Annotated in this window: 20 protein-coding genes; 7 read left to right on the top strand and 13 right to left on the bottom strand. The window is 43.5% G+C overall.

What is annotated here, in order from left to right; translation table 11 throughout:
- The first annotated feature begins 390 nt into the window (after nt 1–390).
- Complete coding sequence (locus MSP8886_RS03255; protein ID WP_067012602.1) at nt 391–1,980, top strand: EAL domain-containing protein; 1,590 nt, start codon at nt 391–393, stop codon at nt 1,978–1,980.
- 33 nt (nt 1,981–2,013) lie between these two features.
- Here the strand turns inward: MSP8886_RS03255 and MSP8886_RS03250 are convergent, their stop codons facing one another.
- Nucleotides 2,014–2,403 carry a septal ring lytic transglycosylase RlpA family protein gene (locus tag MSP8886_RS03250; RefSeq protein ID WP_067012600.1) on the bottom strand — a complete coding sequence of 130 codons (390 nt, stop codon included), beginning with the start codon at nt 2,401–2,403 and terminating at the stop codon, nt 2,014–2,016.
- 158 nt (nt 2,404–2,561) lie between these two features.
- On the opposite strand from MSP8886_RS03250, the gene MSP8886_RS03245 reads away from it, so the two are divergent.
- On the top strand, nt 2,562–3,650 hold the full coding sequence (locus MSP8886_RS03245) for an AbrB family transcriptional regulator (RefSeq protein ID WP_067012598.1): 1,089 nt from the start codon (nt 2,562–2,564) through the stop codon (nt 3,648–3,650).
- 89 nt (nt 3,651–3,739) lie between these two features.
- On the opposite strand, the gene MSP8886_RS03240 is transcribed toward MSP8886_RS03245, so the two are convergent.
- From MSP8886_RS03240 to radC, 10 genes are all read right to left on the bottom strand, one after another.
- Nucleotides 3,740–4,138, bottom strand: a complete 399-nt coding sequence (locus MSP8886_RS03240) for a cytidine deaminase (protein ID WP_067012597.1) — start codon at nt 4,136–4,138, stop codon at nt 3,740–3,742.
- Nucleotides 4,139–4,154: 16 nt separating this feature from the next.
- A complete protein-coding gene (locus MSP8886_RS03235) occupies nt 4,155–5,123 on the bottom strand; it encodes an ABC transporter permease (protein WP_067012595.1) in 969 nt (322 codons plus the stop codon).
- A 1-nt stretch (nt 5,124) separates the two neighbouring features.
- Nucleotides 5,125–6,234, bottom strand: a complete 1,110-nt coding sequence (locus MSP8886_RS03230) for an ABC transporter permease (RefSeq protein ID WP_067012594.1) — start codon at nt 6,232–6,234, stop codon at nt 5,125–5,127.
- Nucleotides 6,231–7,787, bottom strand: a complete 1,557-nt coding sequence (locus tag MSP8886_RS03225) for an ABC transporter ATP-binding protein (RefSeq protein WP_067012592.1) — start codon at nt 7,785–7,787, stop codon at nt 6,231–6,233. Before MSP8886_RS03225 ends, MSP8886_RS03230 begins: the two co-directional genes overlap by 4 nt.
- Nucleotides 7,788–8,145: 358 nt before the next feature.
- The gene (locus MSP8886_RS03220; protein ID WP_067012590.1) at nt 8,146–9,141 is read right to left on the bottom strand and encodes a BMP family lipoprotein; all 996 of its coding nucleotides are present in this window, start codon (nt 9,139–9,141) and stop codon (nt 8,146–8,148) included.
- Between the two features lie 481 nt (nt 9,142–9,622).
- Nucleotides 9,623–10,441, bottom strand: a complete 819-nt coding sequence (mutM, locus tag MSP8886_RS03215; RefSeq protein ID WP_067012588.1) for a bifunctional DNA-formamidopyrimidine glycosylase/DNA-(apurinic or apyrimidinic site) lyase — start codon at nt 10,439–10,441, stop codon at nt 9,623–9,625.
- Between the two features lie 149 nt (nt 10,442–10,590).
- Nucleotides 10,591–10,761, bottom strand: coding sequence for a 50S ribosomal protein L33 (gene rpmG / locus MSP8886_RS03210; protein ID WP_011978459.1), 171 nt, complete (start codon nt 10,759–10,761; stop codon nt 10,591–10,593).
- 11 nt (nt 10,762–10,772) lie between these two features.
- Nucleotides 10,773–11,009 (bottom strand): 50S ribosomal protein L28, encoded by a 237-nt coding sequence (rpmB, locus tag MSP8886_RS03205; protein ID WP_067012586.1) that lies wholly within the window; start codon nt 11,007–11,009, stop codon nt 10,773–10,775.
- Between the two features lie 188 nt (nt 11,010–11,197).
- Complete coding sequence (locus tag MSP8886_RS03200) at nt 11,198–12,262, bottom strand: alpha/beta hydrolase family protein (RefSeq protein ID WP_067012584.1); 1,065 nt, start codon at nt 12,260–12,262, stop codon at nt 11,198–11,200.
- 106 nt (nt 12,263–12,368) lie between these two features.
- Nucleotides 12,369–13,043 carry a RadC family protein gene (radC, locus tag MSP8886_RS03195; RefSeq protein ID WP_067012582.1) on the bottom strand — a complete coding sequence of 225 codons (675 nt, stop codon included), beginning with the start codon at nt 13,041–13,043 and terminating at the stop codon, nt 12,369–12,371.
- A gap of 162 nt (nt 13,044–13,205) precedes the next feature.
- Here radC and coaBC point away from each other — a divergent pair, with 162 nt between their 5' ends.
- The 4 genes from coaBC to slmA all read left to right on the top strand — a co-directional run bounded on the left by coaBC (nt 13,206) and on the right by slmA (nt 16,809).
- Nucleotides 13,206–14,429: a bifunctional phosphopantothenoylcysteine decarboxylase/phosphopantothenate--cysteine ligase CoaBC gene (gene coaBC / locus MSP8886_RS03190; protein ID WP_067012580.1), complete on the top strand. Its 1,224-nt coding sequence runs from the start codon at nt 13,206–13,208 to the stop codon at nt 14,427–14,429.
- Nucleotides 14,430–14,458: 29 nt separating this feature from the next.
- Nucleotides 14,459–14,917 (top strand): dUTP diphosphatase, encoded by a 459-nt coding sequence (gene dut, locus MSP8886_RS03185; RefSeq protein ID WP_067012578.1) that lies wholly within the window; start codon nt 14,459–14,461, stop codon nt 14,915–14,917.
- A 314-nt stretch (nt 14,918–15,231) separates the two neighbouring features.
- The gene (gene argB, locus MSP8886_RS03180; protein WP_139063076.1) at nt 15,232–16,143 is read left to right on the top strand and encodes an acetylglutamate kinase; all 912 of its coding nucleotides are present in this window, start codon (nt 15,232–15,234) and stop codon (nt 16,141–16,143) included.
- Nucleotides 16,144–16,215: 72 nt separating this feature from the next.
- A complete protein-coding gene (gene slmA / locus MSP8886_RS03175; RefSeq protein ID WP_067013016.1) occupies nt 16,216–16,809 on the top strand; it encodes a nucleoid occlusion factor SlmA in 594 nt (197 codons plus the stop codon).
- Nucleotides 16,810–16,869: 60 nt separating this feature from the next.
- Here the strand turns inward: slmA and pyrE are convergent, their stop codons facing one another.
- Complete coding sequence (gene pyrE / locus MSP8886_RS03170; protein ID WP_067012574.1) at nt 16,870–17,517, bottom strand: orotate phosphoribosyltransferase; 648 nt, start codon at nt 17,515–17,517, stop codon at nt 16,870–16,872.
- 114 nt (nt 17,518–17,631) lie between these two features.
- Between pyrE and MSP8886_RS03165 the strand changes: the two genes are divergently transcribed.
- Nucleotides 17,632–18,408 (top strand): exodeoxyribonuclease III, encoded by a 777-nt coding sequence (locus MSP8886_RS03165; RefSeq protein WP_067012572.1) that lies wholly within the window; start codon nt 17,632–17,634, stop codon nt 18,406–18,408.
- Between the two features lie 144 nt (nt 18,409–18,552).
- Here MSP8886_RS03165 and MSP8886_RS03160 read toward each other — a convergent pair whose 3' ends face one another.
- Nucleotides 18,553–19,467 carry a D-hexose-6-phosphate mutarotase gene (locus MSP8886_RS03160; RefSeq protein WP_067012569.1) on the bottom strand — a complete coding sequence of 305 codons (915 nt, stop codon included), beginning with the start codon at nt 19,465–19,467 and terminating at the stop codon, nt 18,553–18,555.
- Nucleotides 19,468–19,657: the final 190 nt, after the last annotated feature.

Below are 19,657 nucleotides of genomic sequence, written 5' to 3'. Positions count from 1 at the left end.
CCTTAAAGTCAGACATAACTGCTAGAAATAAAGGCGACTCAATCAACAAAAAACACTAAAAAAGAACAAATATTGAGCAGATTCTGTTCGAGCTTTAGCAAAGAAGCACTTACTGCGTACTAGCTAACTCGTCAAATAGACGTCTATTCTGGCCCATCTCCAGAGTTAAAACACTATCGACAGTCAATTGCATTGGACAACTTCTTAACTTTCATTAGCGAAAAAGAACCACTTATCGTAAACGACATAGTTAGGCCAAAGCAGAAGGATTTTGAAAAAAATGTAATTTTTTGTAAAAAAACGATCAAATAAACAAAAATATATTTAAAATAGATACACTTTCTTACAATCACAAAAAAAATAGATATTCTCTCATAGGCCCAAAAACGGATGACCCAGCCCCACCTCCTCTCACTTGGTATAAAACGAAAAAAAATCTATCGATTATTATTCTTGGTGATTCCTGCCATTTTGGGTTTTTTAATTACGCTGACACTTATTCATTTCCTTTTATTCAATGAAGATAAAAAAAACCTCAACTCTGACTTAGATAAAATGGGATTAGAAAGCCGAATACTAAATAGCGAGATAATGTCCGCTTTATCTAGTGCAAAATCAGACAATAGCCCTCTTTGCTCACAAGAAAACCTTAATAAAATGAGACGAGCTTTATGGAGAGACAAGTACATTAAAGATATTGCTCACATTAAAAAAAATCAAATTATCTGCTCTGCTAGCTGGGGAACACTAAAAAATCCAATTTCTCTACAAAAAGAGTCAAAAATATTTTCAAAAAACTTTAAACACTGGAAAAATACACCTGATCCAATTACAAAAAACACTATCATTAACATGCTTAGCATTGGCCACACATTAATTTTAATAAAAAAAGATTTATTTAATAAATATTATTACAAATTAAATAAAAATAACAATGTCGCCTTTGAACTGAAAACATTTAACTATATTTTTAGACATTATGGTAACATATCACCTGAGACCTTAATAAAGGCAAAAACGGGCACCACTTTAACGAGCATGACAAAAAAATCCTGTGCAAATAAAGATCAATGCATTATTATTAAAAATAATAAAATGGGGTTATTAGGCACATCAGATAGTAATTTATTAATCGCCATTATAGTGAGTACTATCTCTGGGCTAACTTTAAGTTATATCTTATTTCTATCTAGCACAAGGCATAGGTCGCAATTACAACATTTAAAAAGAGCCATTAATAATGGTGATATTTACCTAGAATACCAACCCAAACTCTGCCTTGTAACACATGAGATAACAGGAGTAGAAGCACTCGCTCGCTGGCACGATAAAACCTTTGGAAGAGTCTCTCCTGATGTCTTTATCGATTTAGCCGAAAAACACGATCTCATGGAAAAATTAAGCCATCTGGTGGTTCATCGTGCCTTTCAAGACATGTCGCCTATCATGAAGAAATACCCAGACATAAGCCTAAGCATTAACCTATCAATGAAGGACATATCGCAAGGTCAAATTTTATGTTTTATTAATAAACAAGCTGAACTCTATCATATTGCCCATGATAGAGTCATTTTCGAAGTCACCGAACGAACAAATGATGGGGTTGATTTAATTGAAAAGTCTGTCGCTGAGTTCACTAAAGCCGGCTATAAAATCTCGTTAGATGACTTTGGTACAGGTTATGCGAATTTGTCTTGGCTAAGCAAGATACGACCTAATGAAATTAAAGTGGATAAAATTTTTACTCAGTCTATCGGTACGGAGTCCATCAATCAAAATATGCTCAACGCGATTTTTTTTATGCTTCAAAAGCTCGATGTTACGGTAGTTTTCGAGGGAATAGAAACACAAGAACAATTAACCTACCTCACCTCTTTATCAACCGATGCGATGGGGCAGGGCTGGCTTTTTGCCCACCCAATGACAACAGATAAACTAGAAAACTACCTTGAAATACATCATCCAAATTTTCTCACATAAATCCCCCAAAAAGCCATTAGCGCCCTTAAGAGACTATTTTGAAGATAACACAATGATTTTCACATTAATAACACCTTTATGAACACTAGCAATCCGTTTAAAAGCAGCCTTACTCAAATCGATAATACGACCACTGCTATAAGGCCCTCTATCATTTATCCTCACCACCACACTCTTACCATTTGCTAGATTAATCACCTTAACCTTAGACCCAAATGCCAAACGCTTATGTGCAGCGGTTAAGGCATGTTGATTAAAGCGCTCTCCGCTGGCAGTTTTTCGACCTTGATATTTAGCCGCATAGTAGCTGGCTTTACCATACTCGACAAAGCCTCGCGATTCAGAATGTGTCATTGGGGCACTAGCACAAGCAGATAATAAAAAAGGCAACACAATCCAACTAACGACAGTAATCTTTAACATAGAGGTTCCATTTAATGAAGACTTAATATGAGCAATTATAAAATGCGAATATTTTAAGACAGTTTACTTTTTAATATCATTTTTCGCCAATATTTCAGGTATGCTCCAGAATCAATGTTCTGAAAACCCTCTTATTCATGGACCGAAAAATCAGCCTCATGACGACCAACAAACCACACTGCGAGCCAGAAAACAAACCCAAATATCAGTCTTTTATTCTGTTATTTGCCCTTTCCAGCGTCATCGGTGGCTTCTTAGAATGGTTCCACTTACCTGCCGCGCTGCTACTTGGCCCAATGATCGCCGCGATTATCATCACCATAAGAGGAGCAAGGTTAAAGCTCTATAGACCTTTCTTCCTATTGGCGCAAGGTTCACTAGGCGTCATGATTGCCTCTCATCTACCTCTAAACCTCTACACTGAAGTTGCCAAAGACTGGCCTGTTTTTTTACTTGGCACCTTATCCACTGTTGTCGCATCGAGTTTTCTCGGCTGGCTACTAAGCCGCACCGGATTACTGCCCGGCACCACGGCTATCTGGGGCTCTTCTCCCGGTGCCGCTGGGGCGATGACCCTCATGTGTGAGGCGTATGGTGCCGATATTCGATTGGTTGCCATGATGCAATATTTACGAGTGGCCTGTTGTGTAGTTGCAGCATCCGTTGTCGCACATATCTATAATGTCAGCTCAACGTCCAATCATGCAGCCAGCAATTGGCTCTTAGTCAGCTCATGGCAAGGCTTTGGGCTCACCTTGTTACTCATTGGCATTGCCTCTTATATCGGAGTGAAGCTGCGCTTGCCTGGTGGCCCTTTACTCATTTCGATTGCTTTAGGTGTATTACTGAAAGCGACCGGGCTACTAACCATTGTATTACCCACTTGGTATCTCACCATTAGCTATGGCATATTGGGCTGGGGGATTGGCTTTCGATTTTCACCAGAAGTCGTGCGCCATGCCGCTAAAGTCTTTCCCTATGTATTAGGCTCTATATTAGCGTTATTATTTCTCAATGGCTGCTTTGCTGTTTTATTGGTGTATTTTGCCGATATAGATCCGCTCACAGCTTTTCTGGCTACTAGCCCAGGTGGAGCCGATTCCGTCGCTATTATTGCCGCCGCCACCAATGCCGATGTCGCCTTCGTCATGACAATGCAAATTTTACGCTTCCTCTTAGTATTGATTATTGGACCTTTACTTGCTCGCTGGTTGTCCGCCAAGCGCCCAAATGAAACCGCGCTATAAACGTCTTCAGAGCATAAAAAAAACCACGCTTTTAAGCGTGGTTTTTTTATTTAACAGAGACAAACTAAAGACCGAATCAGTCACCCTTATTATTTGGCAAGGTTCTCTGGACCAAATGACAAAGGCAGTAACTCATCCATAGTAAGGGTTTTCTGTACTTGTGTTGGGTTACAAACATGGATTCTCGTTTGCTCAGTAGCAAACTCACGAATTTTCTGCCGACAACCACCACAAGGAGTCACTAACATGTCTCCTTTCCCCATTATATAAATGTCTTTAATTTGAGTATCACCACCACGAACCATGGCCGCAATAGCTCCTGCTTCGGCACAGGTTCCCTCTGGATAAGCTGCATTCTCTACATTGCAACCTGAGTAATACTTACCACTCATGGTCAAAATTGCCGCACCAACATGGAAATGGGAGTAAGGCACATAAGCCTTATCCATCGATTTTTTTGCTAGCTCAAAAAGCTCTGAATTTTCCATCGTTCCCATCCCGCCGTTAGGCTCGCTCTTTAACATAAGGACGACCCACCGCTTTTGGCCCAACAGCTTTCCCGATAAAACCCGCCAATAGCAATATGGTTAATACATAAGGTAGCGATTCAATTGCCTGTACTGGCACTTCTCCAAGACCAGGAATAATCACACCTTGTAAACGTACTGCCACCGCATTCAAAAAGCCAAATAGCAAACAAGCAAACATCACAGGAACAGGTCGCCATTTACCAAATATCAATGCCGCCAGTGCCATATATCCCTGGCCTGCACTCATATTTTTCAAGAAACCCGCATTGTGCGCTGTCGACAAATACGCACCGGCTACTCCACACAAAACACCACACACCATCACTGCTCGATAGCGTAACCAAGTTACCGAAATACCTGCCGTATCAACCGCGTGGGGGTTTTCCCCAACAGCACGAAGACGTAACCCAAATCGCGTTTTATAGACAATCCAATACGTCACCGGCACCATGATGAAAGCCAAATACACTAAAATATTATGACCACTAATCAGGTTCGAATATATCTGCCCAATAACAGGGACATCCTGCATCGCATGAGCGAATGGCAAGGTAATAGCTAAGAAGCGCTGATCACCTGACAGAGCAGGTGTTTGCCCTCCCAAATGAAACCAATGCAAACCAAGGGTTACCGTCATCCCAGCAACAATCGTGTTAATCGCCACCCCCGAGACAATATGATCACCACGATGGGTAATACAGGCAAAACCGTGTATCAAAGCCAAAGCAACGGATGCGATGATACCAAAAACCAAACCAATCCAAGCAGAACCAAACACGGCAGAAGCCGCCGCCGCCGCGAATGCACTACCGAGGATTTTCCCTTCCAAGCTGATATCAACAATCCCTGCTCGCTCAGAAAAAAGCCCCGCCAAAGCCGCCAAAATGAGTGGTGCAGAAACACGCACAGTAGCGTCCAACATTTGAATAAGCGTATCGTACATTTTATTTCTCCTGTGCTGCTGCGGCTCTGCGAATAAAGAAGCCTTCTATGCGATCTTTAAACATGTGCTCCAAAGCACCAGAAAACAAAATAACCAAACCTTGAACCACTACGACAATGTCCGGCGTAATTTGCGGCATATCAAACGACACCTCTGCGCCACCTTGATATAAAGCGCCGAACAAGATCGCCGCAAGGAAAATACCAATAGGGTGATTACGTCCCATCAATGCGACCGCAATCCCAGTAAAGCCATAACCCGCCGCAAAATTCAGCAGCAAACTGTGGTTGACCCCCATTATTTCATTTAAACCAACAAACCCTGCTAGCGCGCCCGATACCATCATTACCCAAATCGTGACTTTTGCGGTATCAATACCAGCGTATTTTGCAGCGGTAGGATTTGTTCCTAAGGTACGCAACTGATATCCCCAGCGAGTATGCCAAACTAATAGCCATACCCCAAAACAGCACAACAAGGCCCAAAAAAACGAAAGGTTGACCGGAGAGTCACCAATATCAATTCCCAATGGGCTCAACAGCGTATGCAAATAAGGCATCCAAGCACTGTGCTCAAACGTGCGACTGTTTAAAGACATATTTTGCGTCCCTTTTAACCAGTTCACCATGAGATAAACCATCAAAGACGACGCAATAAAGTTGAACATGATCGTAGTAATAACAATATGGCTACCACGACGAGCTTGGAGATAAGCAGGCACATAGGCCCAAGCGGCCCCAAATACCGCTGCTCCAATAATCGCTAGGGGCGCAATCACAATAAATGGCATAGTGTGATCCAATGCAAGACACACTAAACCAACGCCTAAGCCACCAATATAGGCTTGACCTTCACCACCGATATTAAACAACCCAGCTTTAAAGGCCACGCATACAGCCAACCCAGTAAAAATAAAGTTTGTTGCGTAATATAAGGTGTAGCCAATCCCTTCACTGTAACCAAAAGCACCGTAAATCATGTAGCCAGCGGCTTCAATTGGATTTTGACCAATGGCATAAATCACCAAACCGGAAATCACAAATGCCAAGGTAATGTTTAACAATGGGATCAATGCAATGTTGACCCACACTGGGACTTTTGCCTGATTCATGCTGGCTCTCCTCGTGGGTCATCACTATAAGAATTTGCCATCATCAAACCAAGAACGCGTTCGTTAGCATCTTTTGCATCCAGCTCGCCAACCACCGCACCATCAAACATCACGAGGATGCGATCACTCAATGCCATAATTTCATCCAACTCTACCGAGACTAATAAAATCGCTTTACCTGCGTCTCTTAAACTAACAATTTGCTCATGAATATTTTCAATTGCACCAATGTCAACGCCGCGTGTTGGCTGACCAATCAGCAACACATCTGGGTTTTGTTCTACTTCACGGGCAATCACAATCTTTTGCTGATTACCACCTGAAAAATTAGCCGTTTTCAGGTATGGATTGGGTGGACGAACATCCCATGCCGCCATGCGCGTACTGCATTCATCCAACATGACCTTGCGATTCATAAGAAACTTACCATTGTAAACAGGCGAATTATGGTAGCCTAATACAGCTGACTCATAGGCCTCAAACCCTGTTACCAACCCCATCTTATGACGATCTTCTGGCACATGAGCCATTCCCATATCGCGCACTTGTGCCGCCGTTTTTGGTACAGTGGCAGATATGACATCACCTGCGAAATGAATTTCGCCTTCGCTCATAACCGTAATACCGGACAACACATTCAAGAGCTCACTCTGACCGTTTCCAGAGACGCCCGCAATCCCCAGAATCTCACCAGCACGCAACTCTAAGCTGACATCTTTCAAGCGCTTTACGCCTTGGCTGTCAAACTGAGAAAGATGTTTAGCCGATAACACAACCTTACCCGGCTCAGCTTCCTCTTTATTAACCGTCAAACGAACTTTTTTACCGACCATCAATTCAGCCAGTTCTTCTTTATTAGTTTTCGATGTTTCTCGATGAGCAACCATTTCGCCTTGACGCATAACAGAAACATTGTCAGTCGAGGCCAAAATTTCGCGTAACTTATGGGTGATCAATAAAACAGTCACACCCTTTTCTTTCAACGAGTGCAAAATACGAAACAGATGATCAGCTTCCTGGGGGGTCAGTACCCCTGTAGGTTCATCGAGGATCAAAATTCGCGCGCCACGATATAGGGCTTTCAAAATTTCCACGCGTTGTTGTAGGCCAACGGGAAGCTCTTCCACTATCGCATCGACATCAATATCCAAACTATACTGGGAGGCCAATCGCTTTAACTCAGTACGCGCTTTACTGACCCCTTTTCGTAATAAGGCACCTCCTTCGGCACCTAACATGACGTTTTCCAGTACGGTAAAATTTTCCACTAGCATAAAGTGTTGGTGAACCATACCGATGCCCGCTTTTATCGCATCTTGAGAAGTGCGAATGTTGACGATTTCGCCATCCACTTCAATATGGCCTGTATCTGCCTCATAAAAGCCATAAATGATACTCATCAAAGTGGATTTTCCTGCCCCATTTTCACCGATGATACCGTGAATACTTCCCTTAGGTACTTGCAAGCAAATGTCTTTATTGGCCTGAACAGCACCAAAGCGCTTGCTTATATCACGCAATTCTATTGCGTATGGAATAGTTGTATTTATCATAACTAAATAATGATTCGTCTATGTTGTATTGGGGCAGCAAATACATTCAACTCCTCTTCAATATGAGAAAAATCAAATGCATCAACCCACCTAACCCAGCGGATTAGGAAGCATGTTTTATTCATACACGGCGTCCTGCATCAATCAGACTATTAAGGAAATGCAGGTGCCATTATCGAGACAAGAACACTTGTTCGTACTCTCCCTCTCATACCGCATACGGGTAATCGAAAGGATGACCATTCATGTAAAATAGATCCTAGACAAATCTATTGATCAAAAGAGCAAAAACAAAAAAACATCAAATACAAAAAAACAGCGACTCATACCAATAAGTCGCTGTTTGATTGTGTGTCTCTTACATATTACAGCTGTTGTCTACAGAGTAGTCATGTACTTTGATTTTACCATCAATGATGTCCTTACGGATCGCTTTCATTTTCGCTTTCATCTCAGGAGTAATCAGTTTTTGGTTGTACTTGTCTAATGCCCAAGTCACACCGTTATCCGCAAGTCCAAGGGTAACCACGCCTGGCTTCCAGCCGCCAGCTGCTGCACTTTTGTATACATTATAAGCCGCCTGATCAACACGTTTAACCATAGAAGTCAGCATTACACCTGGATGAAGGTAGTTTTGGTCTGAATCTACACCAATTGCATACTTACCAGCGTCAGCAGCGGCTTGGTAAACACCAATACCGGTACCACCGGCGGCGGCAAAGATCACGTCCGCACCTTGGGAAAATTGACTTTTGGCTAACTCAGAACCTTGAGTTGGGTTACTAAAAGCCGCTCCCGTGGAACCAACAAAGTTAACAATCACTTTATCTTTTGGCGCAATGTATTTCACACCCTGTTTGTAGCCACAGCTAAACTTACGAATCAGCGGAACATCAATCGCACCAATAAAGCCAACCGTATTCGTTTTAGACTTCATCGCAGCCAATGCACCGACTAAGAAAGAGCCTTCTTGCTCTTTAAAAACGATCGATTGCACATTTGGCAGCTTAATCACGCTATCAATGATGCTAAAGTGGATATTAGGAAAGTCTTTGGCCACTTTTTCTGTCGCAGCAGACATACTGTAGCCTACGGCAATAATTGGAGAGTAACCACGTTGTGCCAAACGACGCAAACCTTGTTCAACTTGCGCTTCGTTTTTCGGCTCAAACTCACGTATTTTCTGGCCCGTGTCTTTCTCGTATTTTAGAACGCCGTTGTAAACACCTTCATTGAAAGACTTATCGTATTTACCAGCTTGATCGTAAACAACCGCCGGCTTATCAGTTGCGGCATGAGCTAACGTTGCAGACATTGCCAATGCGGTTACAGACGCAAGAAAGACACCTTTCATTCCAATTCCTCTTATGGTTTTTTAATTGTAGCATCGACATTTAAGGAAGATACGAGCAAGTCATCCTAGGCTTTCAGAGAAACTTTCCATTAAGACGCGACGCTGAAGGAACATAAGTACCTTTGAAACATCACAATCCAGAGTCATTTTTTCTCTGCAAGCCCTTTAGAGCATGATATAAAAGCTCGTACTTTGTTAAGCATCTCGTCAATAGATTTCACCATTCACATTCGATGCTTGCCTCAATTAACAAGCTTTTATCCACATGCTGAGACAAGAGGACTTTTTCGTAACAGACTTAAACTGTCTAGCCGGTCAAAAATAAACTGATTCAACTCACATCGCAATCAAAAAACAATCAAAGCAGACTGTTTTTTGATCGACTTTTCTTAGCACTACATTTTTTATTCATTAATCAAATACTATAGACGAATAAAATCGACTAAAGCGAGCAATAAACATGCCGATCTTATCTATTTAGTCAGGTTTGGCAACCTGGGCAATACACGGTACTGCGCTGGCCTTGACGAATTTCTTTCAACTCACCACCACATTGACGACAAGGCTTACCGGCTCGACCATACACAGCCAAATCCTGCTTAAAGTAGCCTGGCTTACCATCACCACCGACAAAGTCTCGCAATGTGGTACCACCTTGCTTAATTGCCGAGGCAAGCACCATTTTAATGCACTCAACGAAATAAGCTAAGCGAGCTTTACTGATTTTGCTCGCCATACGAGTAGGACGAATGCCCGCCATAAACAGGGCTTCGTTAGCGTAAATATTGCCAACTCCCACGACCACTTTACTGTCCATAATGAAGGTTTTAATGGCGACTTTACGGCCCTTTGCCTTTTCATGTAGATAATCCACGTGAAAGTCTGGTGACAGAGGCTCTGGTCCTAAATGGCTCAACAGTTCATGCTGTAGCCAATCATTTGCCGTCCACAAGATGGCGCCAAAACGTCGAGGATCGGTATAACGCAGCCAATTCGCCTCCCCCTCAAAACAAAAATCCACATGATCATGAAACAAGGGTGGGGTATTGGCTGGCACAAAATACAAGCTACCAGACATGCCCAAATGAATAATTAAGGTTCCCTTGGCGGTATGAATGCCAATGTATTTTCCTCGCCTAGACAAGTGGGTTATGGTTTGGCCTTGCATTTGCTCCGTTAATTCAGGCGTGATTGGCCAGCGCAGCTTTGGCTGACGAATATCAATCTTAGCCACTGTCTGATTAACAAGATGCGGTTCGATGCCTCGTAGCGTTGTTTCTACCTCTGGCAACTCAGGCATGAATAAAATCCCACAAACGATTAAAAAGAAGCGATTATACTAACCCTTTAGACAAAACTCTTTATTTTAGGAAAGAATTTTTCAATACCGAACATCGAATACAAAAAAACCGACTCGCTGAGTCGGTTCCTTTTGACAAAGATCGAAAATTATTTAATTTTCGCTTCTTTGTACATAACATGCTTACGTACAACAGGATCAAACTTTTTCATTTCTAGTTTGTCTGGAGTATTACGCTTGTTCTTGTCAGTTGTGTAAAAGTGACCAGTACCAGCGGAAGATACCATGCGAATAAGATCGCGAGCGCCTTTAGAAGCCATGATTCAGATCCTTATACTTTTTCGCCGTTAGCACGAAGGTCAGCAAGAACTGATTCGATGCCTTTTTTATCGATAATACGCATACCTTTAGAAGAGACACGTAAACGGATGTAGCGGTTCTCACCTTCGACCCAAAAACGGTGCCAGTGAAGGTTTGGAAGAAAACGACGCTTAGTACGACGCTTTGAGTGAGAAACGTTATTACCTGTAACAGGACGTTTCCCAGTAACTTGACATACGCGAGACATAATTAAATACCTTTTGCTATCCAGAAAATTATTGGAAGTGTGCTTTCACTTCCTCAGGCGGAGCATGATTCCTTATGAATCAAAAAAATCCCGTACCGAGGATATAGCGGCGCGCATTTTCCCATAAGCGGCGCCATTGAGCAATTCTTTTTTGTTAAAAAAATGATCAATTGCCGTATAGCACACCTTTACTGCAACGTTTGAACAAGAGCCTTTTCTATTAACCTCTTGAGCTCTGCATGAATATCTGAGCGCGTACGGGCCCCACCGTCCTCACAAAGGGGATCGACTTCTCCTATTTTCTTTAAAAATGCCTTAGCGTTATTTTGACATTCAGGTAAAAAGCTAAAATGCACGGCATCATTCACATTTACGATTGTTCCTTGAGGCGCCTCTTTAGCAAGAGCCTTGGCAGCAACTGAGACAGGTACAGTCTCTGGACGACCCAGATTAATAAACGTCATAGGAATGTGGATACCTTCTATACTCTGTTTATTAAAAGCCTGAGCAACAGAAGGATCTACAAGCACTGCCGATTTTATACGTGCATCTCGGTTTGACTGCTCAAACAGCGCACGATTAACCAGTCTTAAGTCAAAAGCATCAACTTTCACAGGTCGTCCATCAATATAAGCCTGACCAGAAACAAACCAATGGCAATCCGCCATAGTTGGAAATTTTTCACAATAATGCACGTAGTCATCAAGATCTGCCCTTGCCCCAGCTATTTCCATAGCCGCCGCCCCTCCTAATGAAAAACCAATGACTCCAATGCGATTCACATCGACATACTCACGCCACCTGTCATCTGAAGTAAGGAAACTTATCAATGTCGAAAGGTCATGAGTACGCTCCCACAATTTGGGCGTATCTTCAGGGGTTGAATCGCCTGTTGTTGTCCTTGGATGATTGGGGCCAGCGACAATAAATCCCGCTTTCGCGAGACTTGTTGCCAGCCAAGCCATACTTTGAATGTTGGATCCTGAACCATGAGATAGAACAACAAGCGGATGACTTCCTTTAATAGGTAACGCTTTCTCAATGGCAGGTACCCCTTTAAAAATTTGAGTGTTACCAACCTGAACCTGCTGTCCATTTTTACCACTTGGATACCAGATAGTTACCGCTAAATTTTTCCCTCTTAATGATGAAAATATGTCCAGACTTTGCACACCAACATAACCATCAGCCCAAGCAGAAGATCCTCCAAACAACAACATCAACCAACTAAAAAAAATAGTTCGAACTTTCATCTTAGCCTCGCTGTCTAGATAATGAAAGCTGGAATATTAAGTACAATATAGTTAAAGAGCGCCCTAGATCACGATCTAGGACGCTCTTATCATTTTTACCATGAATCTACAAAAGCCCTCTCTCAGCTAGTGATACAGGTGCACTGTCTCCCACCACAAAGTGATCTAACATACGCACATCAACAAGCTCTAATGCCCGTTTGATTCGCCCCGTTATATTAATATCAGCTTGACTAGGCTCTGCCACACCACTTGGATGATTATGGGCGAGGATAACAGCAGCGGCGTTATATTGCAGAGCGGCCTTGACCACTTCCCGTGGGTACACAGCAGCGGCATCAATAGTGCCCATAAAAAGCTCTTGATAACGGATTAAACGATGCTGTGAGTCTAAAAATAGCACCGCGAAGACTTCCCGCTGGGAATAACGCAGTTGAGAAGACAAGTAGGTACGAACATGCTCTGCACTGGTAAACACGGTTTCACGCACAAGTTGCTCGTGCAAATGTCGCTTCGACATTTCTAGTACTGCTTGTAACTGAGTGAATTTTGCATCACCCAACCCTAGCCCTTTACAGAATTCCTCGCGACTGGCCGACATCAACGAACGTAACCCACCAAAGTGACTCAATACTTGCCGAGCCAACTCTACGGCACTCAAACCTTGCGTACCTGTACGCAGAAAAATTGCCAACAACTCGGAATCACTCAATGCGCCCGCACCTTGATGAATCAGTTTTTCTCTAGGTCTTTCTTGCTCAGGCCAATGCTTAATACTCATGATCTCCTCCTTGATCCATGATAATCTTGCGCTACTGCGATTATACTAGAAAGGCTGAGGTTTACTCTGTACTAGGTTGGTCAAATAAAATAACCAACCTCAATTACGATGCCTCACCTTATTATTACCTTATCGGCCATGGCTTAAATTGAGAAGTTTTTTATGTCGTCTATCCATCAAAAACGCATTCTACTGGGTATCACTGGCGGCATTGCTGCTTATAAGAGCATCGAACTTATACGTTTGCTTAGTAAAGCGGGTGCGGATGTTCAAGTAGTGCTGACCGAGGGCGCTAAAGCCTTCGTTACCGAGATGACATTACAAGCGGTATCGGGAAACCCTGTTCGTAGCACCCTCTTAGACCCCAATGCCGAAGCGGGCATGGGACATATTGAGCTCGCAAAATGGGCTGACCTTATTATCATTGCTCCAGCATCAGCCGACTTTATGGCTCGCTACGCACAGGGCATGGCAAACGATTTACTGACTACACTCTGTCTAGCAACACAAGCGCCTGTTTTATTAGCCCCAGCCATGAACCAAGCCATGTGGCGTCATCCTGCCACCCAAGCCAACGCCTCTTTATTAGCTGAGCGCGGTGTACTCAGTATTGGTCCAGCCGAGGGGACACAGGCATGTGGTGATATTGGCCCTGGCCGCATGAGTGAACCACAGGATATTGCCCAGGCCGTTATCAGTCATTTTGAAAACACAAATATGCTTCAAGACTTAGCAGGACAGCATTGGGTGATTACGGCAGGCCCCACCATGGAGGCCATTGACCCTGTTCGCTATATTAGCAACCACAGCTCAGGTAAAATGGGCTATGCTCTAGCCGCCGCCGCACAGGCCCGTGGCGCAAACGTCACTTTGATAAGCGGCCCAGTAAAAATCAGCGTACCTAATGACGTGCATATCATACCGGTAAAAAGTGCCGATGAGATGCTTGCTGCCTGTGAGACAGTCATGACACTACAGGCTGATGTCTTTATTGGCGCTGCCGCCGTAGCGGACTTTAAAATGAAAGCCGCCTGTGATCAGAAAATGAAAAAACAAACCAACAGTGATGAATTAACTCTCACTCTGGTCAAAAATCCAGACATTATTGCTACTCTCGCCAGCAAACAGCTTGCTCGCTGCATTATTGGCTTCGCAGCAGAAACACAAAATGTCATGGATTACGCTAAAGACAAACTGGCTCGCAAGGGATTAGACATGATCATCGCCAATGATGTGTCTCGCACAGATATAGGCTTTAACAGTGACGAAAACCAAGTCACCGTGATTACCAAAGACACAACATGGCAGCCAGAAAAGGCCGCAAAAGCGGATTTAGCCGTCTCTCTGGTAGATTACATAGGTAGTCATTACCACAAAACTTGTTAACCATTCTTTTAAACAGTAAGTGAACTTTTATGAAACACCCTATTCAATTAAAAATTCTGAGCGACAAAATTGGCAAAGATATCCCTATGCCAACCTACGCCACTGAAGGTTCTGCAGGTCTTGACCTTCGCGCTTGCCTAGACAAAGCAGTCGAGCTTGCTCCTGGTGAAACAACATTGCTTCCAACAGGGTTATCTATTTACATTCAGGATCCAAACCTCGCCGCAACCATTCTACCTCGCTCTGGTCTTGGCCATAAACATGGCATTGTGCTGGGTAATTTAGTCGGCTTGATCGACTCTGACTACCAAGGTGAATTGATGGTCTCTTGCTGGAATCGGGGTAATACTACCTTTACGATTGAACCTGGTGAACGAGTTGCCCAAATGGTGTTATTACCCGTTGTTCAAGCAGAATTTAACATTGTCACTGAATTCGAAAAAACCGAACGAGGCGAAGGCGGCTTTGGTCATACAGGTACCAAATAAGCCGCTACAACATCAGTCCTGTTAATCGAAAAGAGACATATGGGTGAACAAAATTCATCTATATGTCTTATCTAGACATTTTCCTTCACCTATCTCCCTCCCCCTATTGTGAAAATTAGTTTCATAAGTCATTTTGCGGATTATTTTCCGATAAAATCTATAGTTAATCTGTCAAGTTCACGTTATTATTTTACGCATAAGTGGTTGCTTACACTCACCTTGAGCCTTAAGGAGCAAATCACTTTACAAATACACGCCCTATTTTGATGATCGTAAGAGCCTTAGGCTCTTTTTCTGACAGGAGTAAGTTACACGTGGCTTTTTCGCGAGAATCCGCTTTAGACGTCGCTAATATACTAAGTGAATCACTGCCTTATATTCAGCGTTTTGCAGGCAAAACCCTCGTTATAAAATACGGTGGCAATGCCATGACAGATGAAAAGCTCAAAGCCGGCTTCGCTCGTGATATTGTATTAATGAAAGCCATCGGTATTAATCCAATTGTGGTTCATGGCGGTGGCCCACAAATTGGTGAGATGCTGCAAAAACTTAATATCGAATCAAAATTCATCAATGGTATGCGTGTCACCGATTCGGCCACTATGGATGTGGTTGAAATGGTATTAGGCGGACAAGTCAATAAAGACATTGTCAGTATGATCTCTCAAGCAGGTGGAAAAGCCATCGGCTTAACCGGTAAGGACAGCCACTTTATTAAGGCGAAAAAACTGTTTGTAAAACATCAAGCCGAAGGGATGAGCGCACCAGAACCGATCGACATTGGTCATGTCGGTGAAGTCGCCAGCATTGATATCAGTGTGTTAAAAGTTCTGGAAAACAGTGACCTGATTCCGGTTATCGCACCAATTGGTGTGGATGCTGAAGGCAACTCTTACAACATCAATGCCGATTTAGTGGCAGGGAAAGTCGCAGAAGCAGTTGGTGCAGAGAAACTTATGCTGCTGACCAACATCTCTGGTGTACAAGACAAGAACGGCAATGTACTCACGGGCCTAAGTACCGCTCAAGTTGATGCTCTCATTGCCGATGGAACAATCTACGGTGGTATGTTGCCTAAGATCAGTTGCGCCTTGTCTGCAGTCAATGCAGGCGTTACCAGCGCGATCATCAATGATGGTCGCGTCCCTCATGCTGTACTGTTAGAAATACTCACAGACAGAGGGGTAGGTACACTGATCTCTAATGTGAAGAAAGACGAAGAGTAAGCAACGTACAAGTTAACCCTTCCCAATTAGAGGCACTCAACGACAATAATGGGTTTGATACTGGACGGTCAGATGAGCACAAAAAAAAGTGATCGACGCACGCAAATACTTCAAGCTCTGGCACAGATGCTTGAAAGTAGCCCAGGTGCCCGCATAACTACTGCAGCCTTGGCAAAACAAGTTGGAGTCTCGGAAGCAGCGCTCTATCGCCACTTTCCTAGTAAAGCCAAAATGTTTGAGGGTTTGATCGAGTTCATTGAAGAATCATTGTTTACTCGTATACACCGCATTGTTCAAGGAGAAGCTGATGTATTAACTCGTATCGAGATGATACTGACACTGACGCTTGGCTTTGCAGAACATAACCCTGGCATGTGCCGCCTGTTAACGGCTGACGTACTCGCTGGCGAAACGGATCGCCTGCGTATTCGCATCGCACAATTATTTGAACGCATCGAAACGCAGCTAAAGCAAGTGATGCGCGAAGCGGACTTAAAACAAGGTCTACGCCCAGCCATGGGCGTCGCACCCTGTGCCGATCTTTTGATCGCCATAATAGAAGGCAAGATCCGCCACTATGTACGCAGCGACTTTAAAGTTAAACCAACCAACGTATGGACGGAACAGTGGTCCACATTGGCACAAAATTTGATGCTAAATCGCTAAAATAAAGGGCATCGCTAAAGTAAAAGGAGAGGATCTTACAAACAAGATCCTCATTGATGGTTAGATACCGTATTGATCTCGGTACGCTTTGACCGCATCAAGGTGTTTAGTAAAGCTTGGGGAATCCTGCTCTGCTAGATATGTCATGATGTCATTAAGCGACACGATACTGATAACAGGCATTTGGAAGTCCCGTTCGACTTCTTGGATTGCGGATAGCTCGCCTTGACCACGCTCTTGACGATCTAAAGCAATCAGAACACCGGCAGGCGTTGCATTGGCTTCTTTAATGATGGTCATCACTTCGCGAATAGCTGTTCCGGCAGTAATAACGTCATCGATAATCATGACATTACCAGCAAGTTCAGCGCCAACAAGTGAACCACCTTCACCGTGATCTTTTGCTTCTTTACGGTTGAAGACGTATGGTGTGTCCACATTATGATGGTCATACAGAGCCACTGCCGTGGTTGTCGCGAGGGGAATCCCTTTGTAAGCGGGCCCAAATAGAACATCAAATGGAACATTAGCTTCCATTAACGCGGCAGCGTAGAAGCGTCCTAACTTAGCCAGCGCTTGACCAGAGTCAAACAAGCCTGCATTAAAAAAGTAAGGACTAACGCGGCCAGATTTAAGGGTAAACTCGCCAAAGCGCAAAACATTTTGCTCAATGGCGAATTCAATAAAGTCTCTTTGGTAAGGTTTCATACCGACTCCAGATTGATTGAATACATAACAAAGCGCCGCCAAGAACGAGCGAAGCCATGCCAACTTTGGATAGGTGCTAATATAACACACGGCTAGGAATTGTAGGGACCAGAAATGAAGGTCATCAGCCTTAATGTAAACGGTATAAGACAAGCAGCCGACCGCGGCTTTTTTGAATGGATGGTTCGTCAGAATCCTGACGTTGTTTGCCTGCAAGATGTGCAGGCAGATGAACGAAGTCTCAATGACAGCGTTTTCTTTCCTCCAGAATTTAATACTTACTTCTTTGATTCCATCGAGAATCCAGATCAAGCAGGTGTTGCGATTTATTGCAAAACCATGCCTAAGGCCATTATGACCGGCATGGGCTTTCCTGAATGTGACTTTGAAGGCCGCTTTATTCAAGCAGACTTTGATAAAGTGAGTATTGGTACGTTCTTAACCCCTCATGGATCAAACCATGAAGATGCACTACAAGAACATAAATATCGCTTTATGGAAGGCTTTAAAAACCACTTGATAAAAACACGCCGTAAGCGACGCGAATTTATTTTTTGCGGGACAGCCAATGTTGCGCGCTCCCCAATCGATGTCAGTAGCTGGTTTGTCAATCAACGTAACTCTGGCTTTTTGCCAGAAGAGCGTAAATGGATCAACGAAATATTCAATGAACATGAATACATTGATGCCTTCCGCCAGGTAAACAAACAAGATAAACAGTACACTTGGTGGCCTGATTATGAGCGCGCTTGGAAATTGGATGAAGGCGGTCGACTTGACTACCAGATCACCACACCAGGGCTACGCAATATTATCCAAGGAGGCAGCGTCTACAAAGGACAGCGTTTCTCCGATCACGCGCCATTAATTATGGAATACGATATCGACTGATCTGACTCGTTTTCACTTCCATAAAACTCGTCGCTAAAAAGTAAAAAGCCCGCGGTACAAGGTGACCACGGGCTTTAATGGGACAATACGCCTTAACAACATACAAAGAGCAGCATTAAGCCACCTTTATTTATTTGTTCCCCATTAGCTGAGTGCCTCAACAGTGACAGATAGCCTAAGCTGATGCATTTCACCAGAGGCGATCTCATAACCATTGTTTAATGCATTGGCAGTTTCCACACAGACAAAGTGACGATAATCCTCGTCTTCCATATCCGCGCGTTTTTTAGCCAGTTCAGGGCCTGGATTCCACAGCACAGTACTTTGGCTGCCTTCTGTACGAAGGGTAATCTTACGAGCGAAGCTGACATCCTCAATAACACACTCATCAGGCGAATCAATATACACACTGTCCAGACATTCAAATGGCGTGATAACACCGCTCTGCTTTTTACGAGCACCGTTGTCGAGCTTATCGATAAACGACACGCCATCTAACCCTTGAACCTGAACTTGGCGATTGTCTCCCACATGAAAATAGGTATGTAACGCCTCTGTCACTGCCATTGACTTATCCGATAAATTAGCCGCAGAGAAGTTGATACTGAACCCATCGCCAGTAAAGCGGAAGACCTGACGCAGTTCAAATGCCTGAGGCCACATTTCTTCTAGCAAAGGATGATCCTCAGAAGCAAGACGTAGTACAATTTTCACATCGCCATTTTTGAAGCGTCCGGCTTCAGAAAATTGCCAGCGAAAGTAACGAGCCAAGCCATGGGCAGGGTAATCCAGTTGTTTTTCATTGGCCCCAAACCATGGCCAACAAACAGGCACCCCAAAATGACGGCGGCCGAAACGCGTTTGATCTCCCTGATTAGCAGACTGAAACAAAAGATCCTTCTGGCCAGTTGGCACAAAACTCACTAAATGACCGCCCCACAACGCAATTCGAGCATGGTATTCAGGCTGATCGATAACAATTTCATCACACTCTCTAAGGCTTGCGGGCAATAAATCCCCACCCAGCGCTTCCAACTCTTGTATTAGTTGGCCATTCATTCATGACTCCATTAGATAATCCAGTATGCACATAGTATCCTGACAGTAGACGATTACAATAGCCTACACTTATGGCGACTATTTTGCTTGTAAAAGTTTATGGAATTAAGACTTAACCTCAAGGCCGTTTTAAGCTATAAACCAGCCTAACGATAGGCGTTTTTTATGACGAAAAAACGCCTAATTTTTT

It is taken from the genome of Marinomonas spartinae (assembly GCF_900089775.1).
In the GTDB taxonomy this organism is placed as follows: Bacteria; Pseudomonadota; Gammaproteobacteria; order Pseudomonadales; family Marinomonadaceae; genus Marinomonas; species Marinomonas spartinae.
This window is presented reverse-complemented; position numbering and strand designations above follow the sequence as displayed.

What these genes read in the sequence shown, in the direction of transcription:
- MSP8886_RS03230 (WP_067012594.1), bottom strand. Translation starts at nt 6,234, where the DNA reads ATGAATCAGGCAAAAGTCCCAGTGTGGGTCAACATTGCATTGATCCCA.
- rpmG (WP_011978459.1), bottom strand. Translation starts at nt 10,761, where the DNA reads ATGGCTTCTAAAGGCGCTCGCGATCTTATTCGCATGGTATCTTCCGCT.
- MSP8886_RS03225 (WP_067012592.1), bottom strand. Translation starts at nt 7,787, where the DNA reads ATGATAAATACAACTATTCCATACGCAATAGAATTGCGTGATATAAGC.
- rpmB (WP_067012586.1), bottom strand. Translation starts at nt 11,009, where the DNA reads ATGTCTCGCGTATGTCAAGTTACTGGGAAACGTCCTGTTACAGGTAAT.
- mutM (WP_067012588.1), bottom strand. Translation starts at nt 10,441, where the DNA reads ATGCCTGAGTTGCCAGAGGTAGAAACAACGCTACGAGGCATCGAACCG.
- MSP8886_RS03255 (WP_067012602.1), top strand. Translation starts at nt 391, where the DNA reads ATGACCCAGCCCCACCTCCTCTCACTTGGTATAAAACGAAAAAAAATC.
- MSP8886_RS03160 (WP_067012569.1), bottom strand. Translation starts at nt 19,467, where the DNA reads ATGAATGGCCAACTAATACAAGAGTTGGAAGCGCTGGGTGGGGATTTA.
- radC (WP_067012582.1), bottom strand. Translation starts at nt 13,043, where the DNA reads ATGAGTATTAAGCATTGGCCTGAGCAAGAAAGACCTAGAGAAAAACTG.
- dut (WP_067012578.1), top strand. Translation starts at nt 14,459, where the DNA reads ATGAAACACCCTATTCAATTAAAAATTCTGAGCGACAAAATTGGCAAA.
- MSP8886_RS03235 (WP_067012595.1), bottom strand. Translation starts at nt 5,123, where the DNA reads ATGTACGATACGCTTATTCAAATGTTGGACGCTACTGTGCGTGTTTCT.
- slmA (WP_067013016.1), top strand. Translation starts at nt 16,216, where the DNA reads ATGAGCACAAAAAAAAGTGATCGACGCACGCAAATACTTCAAGCTCTG.
- MSP8886_RS03240 (WP_067012597.1), bottom strand. Translation starts at nt 4,138, where the DNA reads ATGGAAAATTCAGAGCTTTTTGAGCTAGCAAAAAAATCGATGGATAAG.
- pyrE (WP_067012574.1), bottom strand. Translation starts at nt 17,517, where the DNA reads ATGAAACCTTACCAAAGAGACTTTATTGAATTCGCCATTGAGCAAAAT.
- MSP8886_RS03165 (WP_067012572.1), top strand. Translation starts at nt 17,632, where the DNA reads ATGAAGGTCATCAGCCTTAATGTAAACGGTATAAGACAAGCAGCCGAC.
- MSP8886_RS03245 (WP_067012598.1), top strand. Translation starts at nt 2,562, where the DNA reads ATGACGACCAACAAACCACACTGCGAGCCAGAAAACAAACCCAAATAT.
- MSP8886_RS03220 (WP_067012590.1), bottom strand. Translation starts at nt 9,141, where the DNA reads ATGAAAGGTGTCTTTCTTGCGTCTGTAACCGCATTGGCAATGTCTGCA.
- MSP8886_RS03250 (WP_067012600.1), bottom strand. Translation starts at nt 2,403, where the DNA reads ATGTTAAAGATTACTGTCGTTAGTTGGATTGTGTTGCCTTTTTTATTA.
- coaBC (WP_067012580.1), top strand. Translation starts at nt 13,206, where the DNA reads ATGTCGTCTATCCATCAAAAACGCATTCTACTGGGTATCACTGGCGGC.
- MSP8886_RS03200 (WP_067012584.1), bottom strand. Translation starts at nt 12,262, where the DNA reads ATGAAAGTTCGAACTATTTTTTTTAGTTGGTTGATGTTGTTGTTTGGA.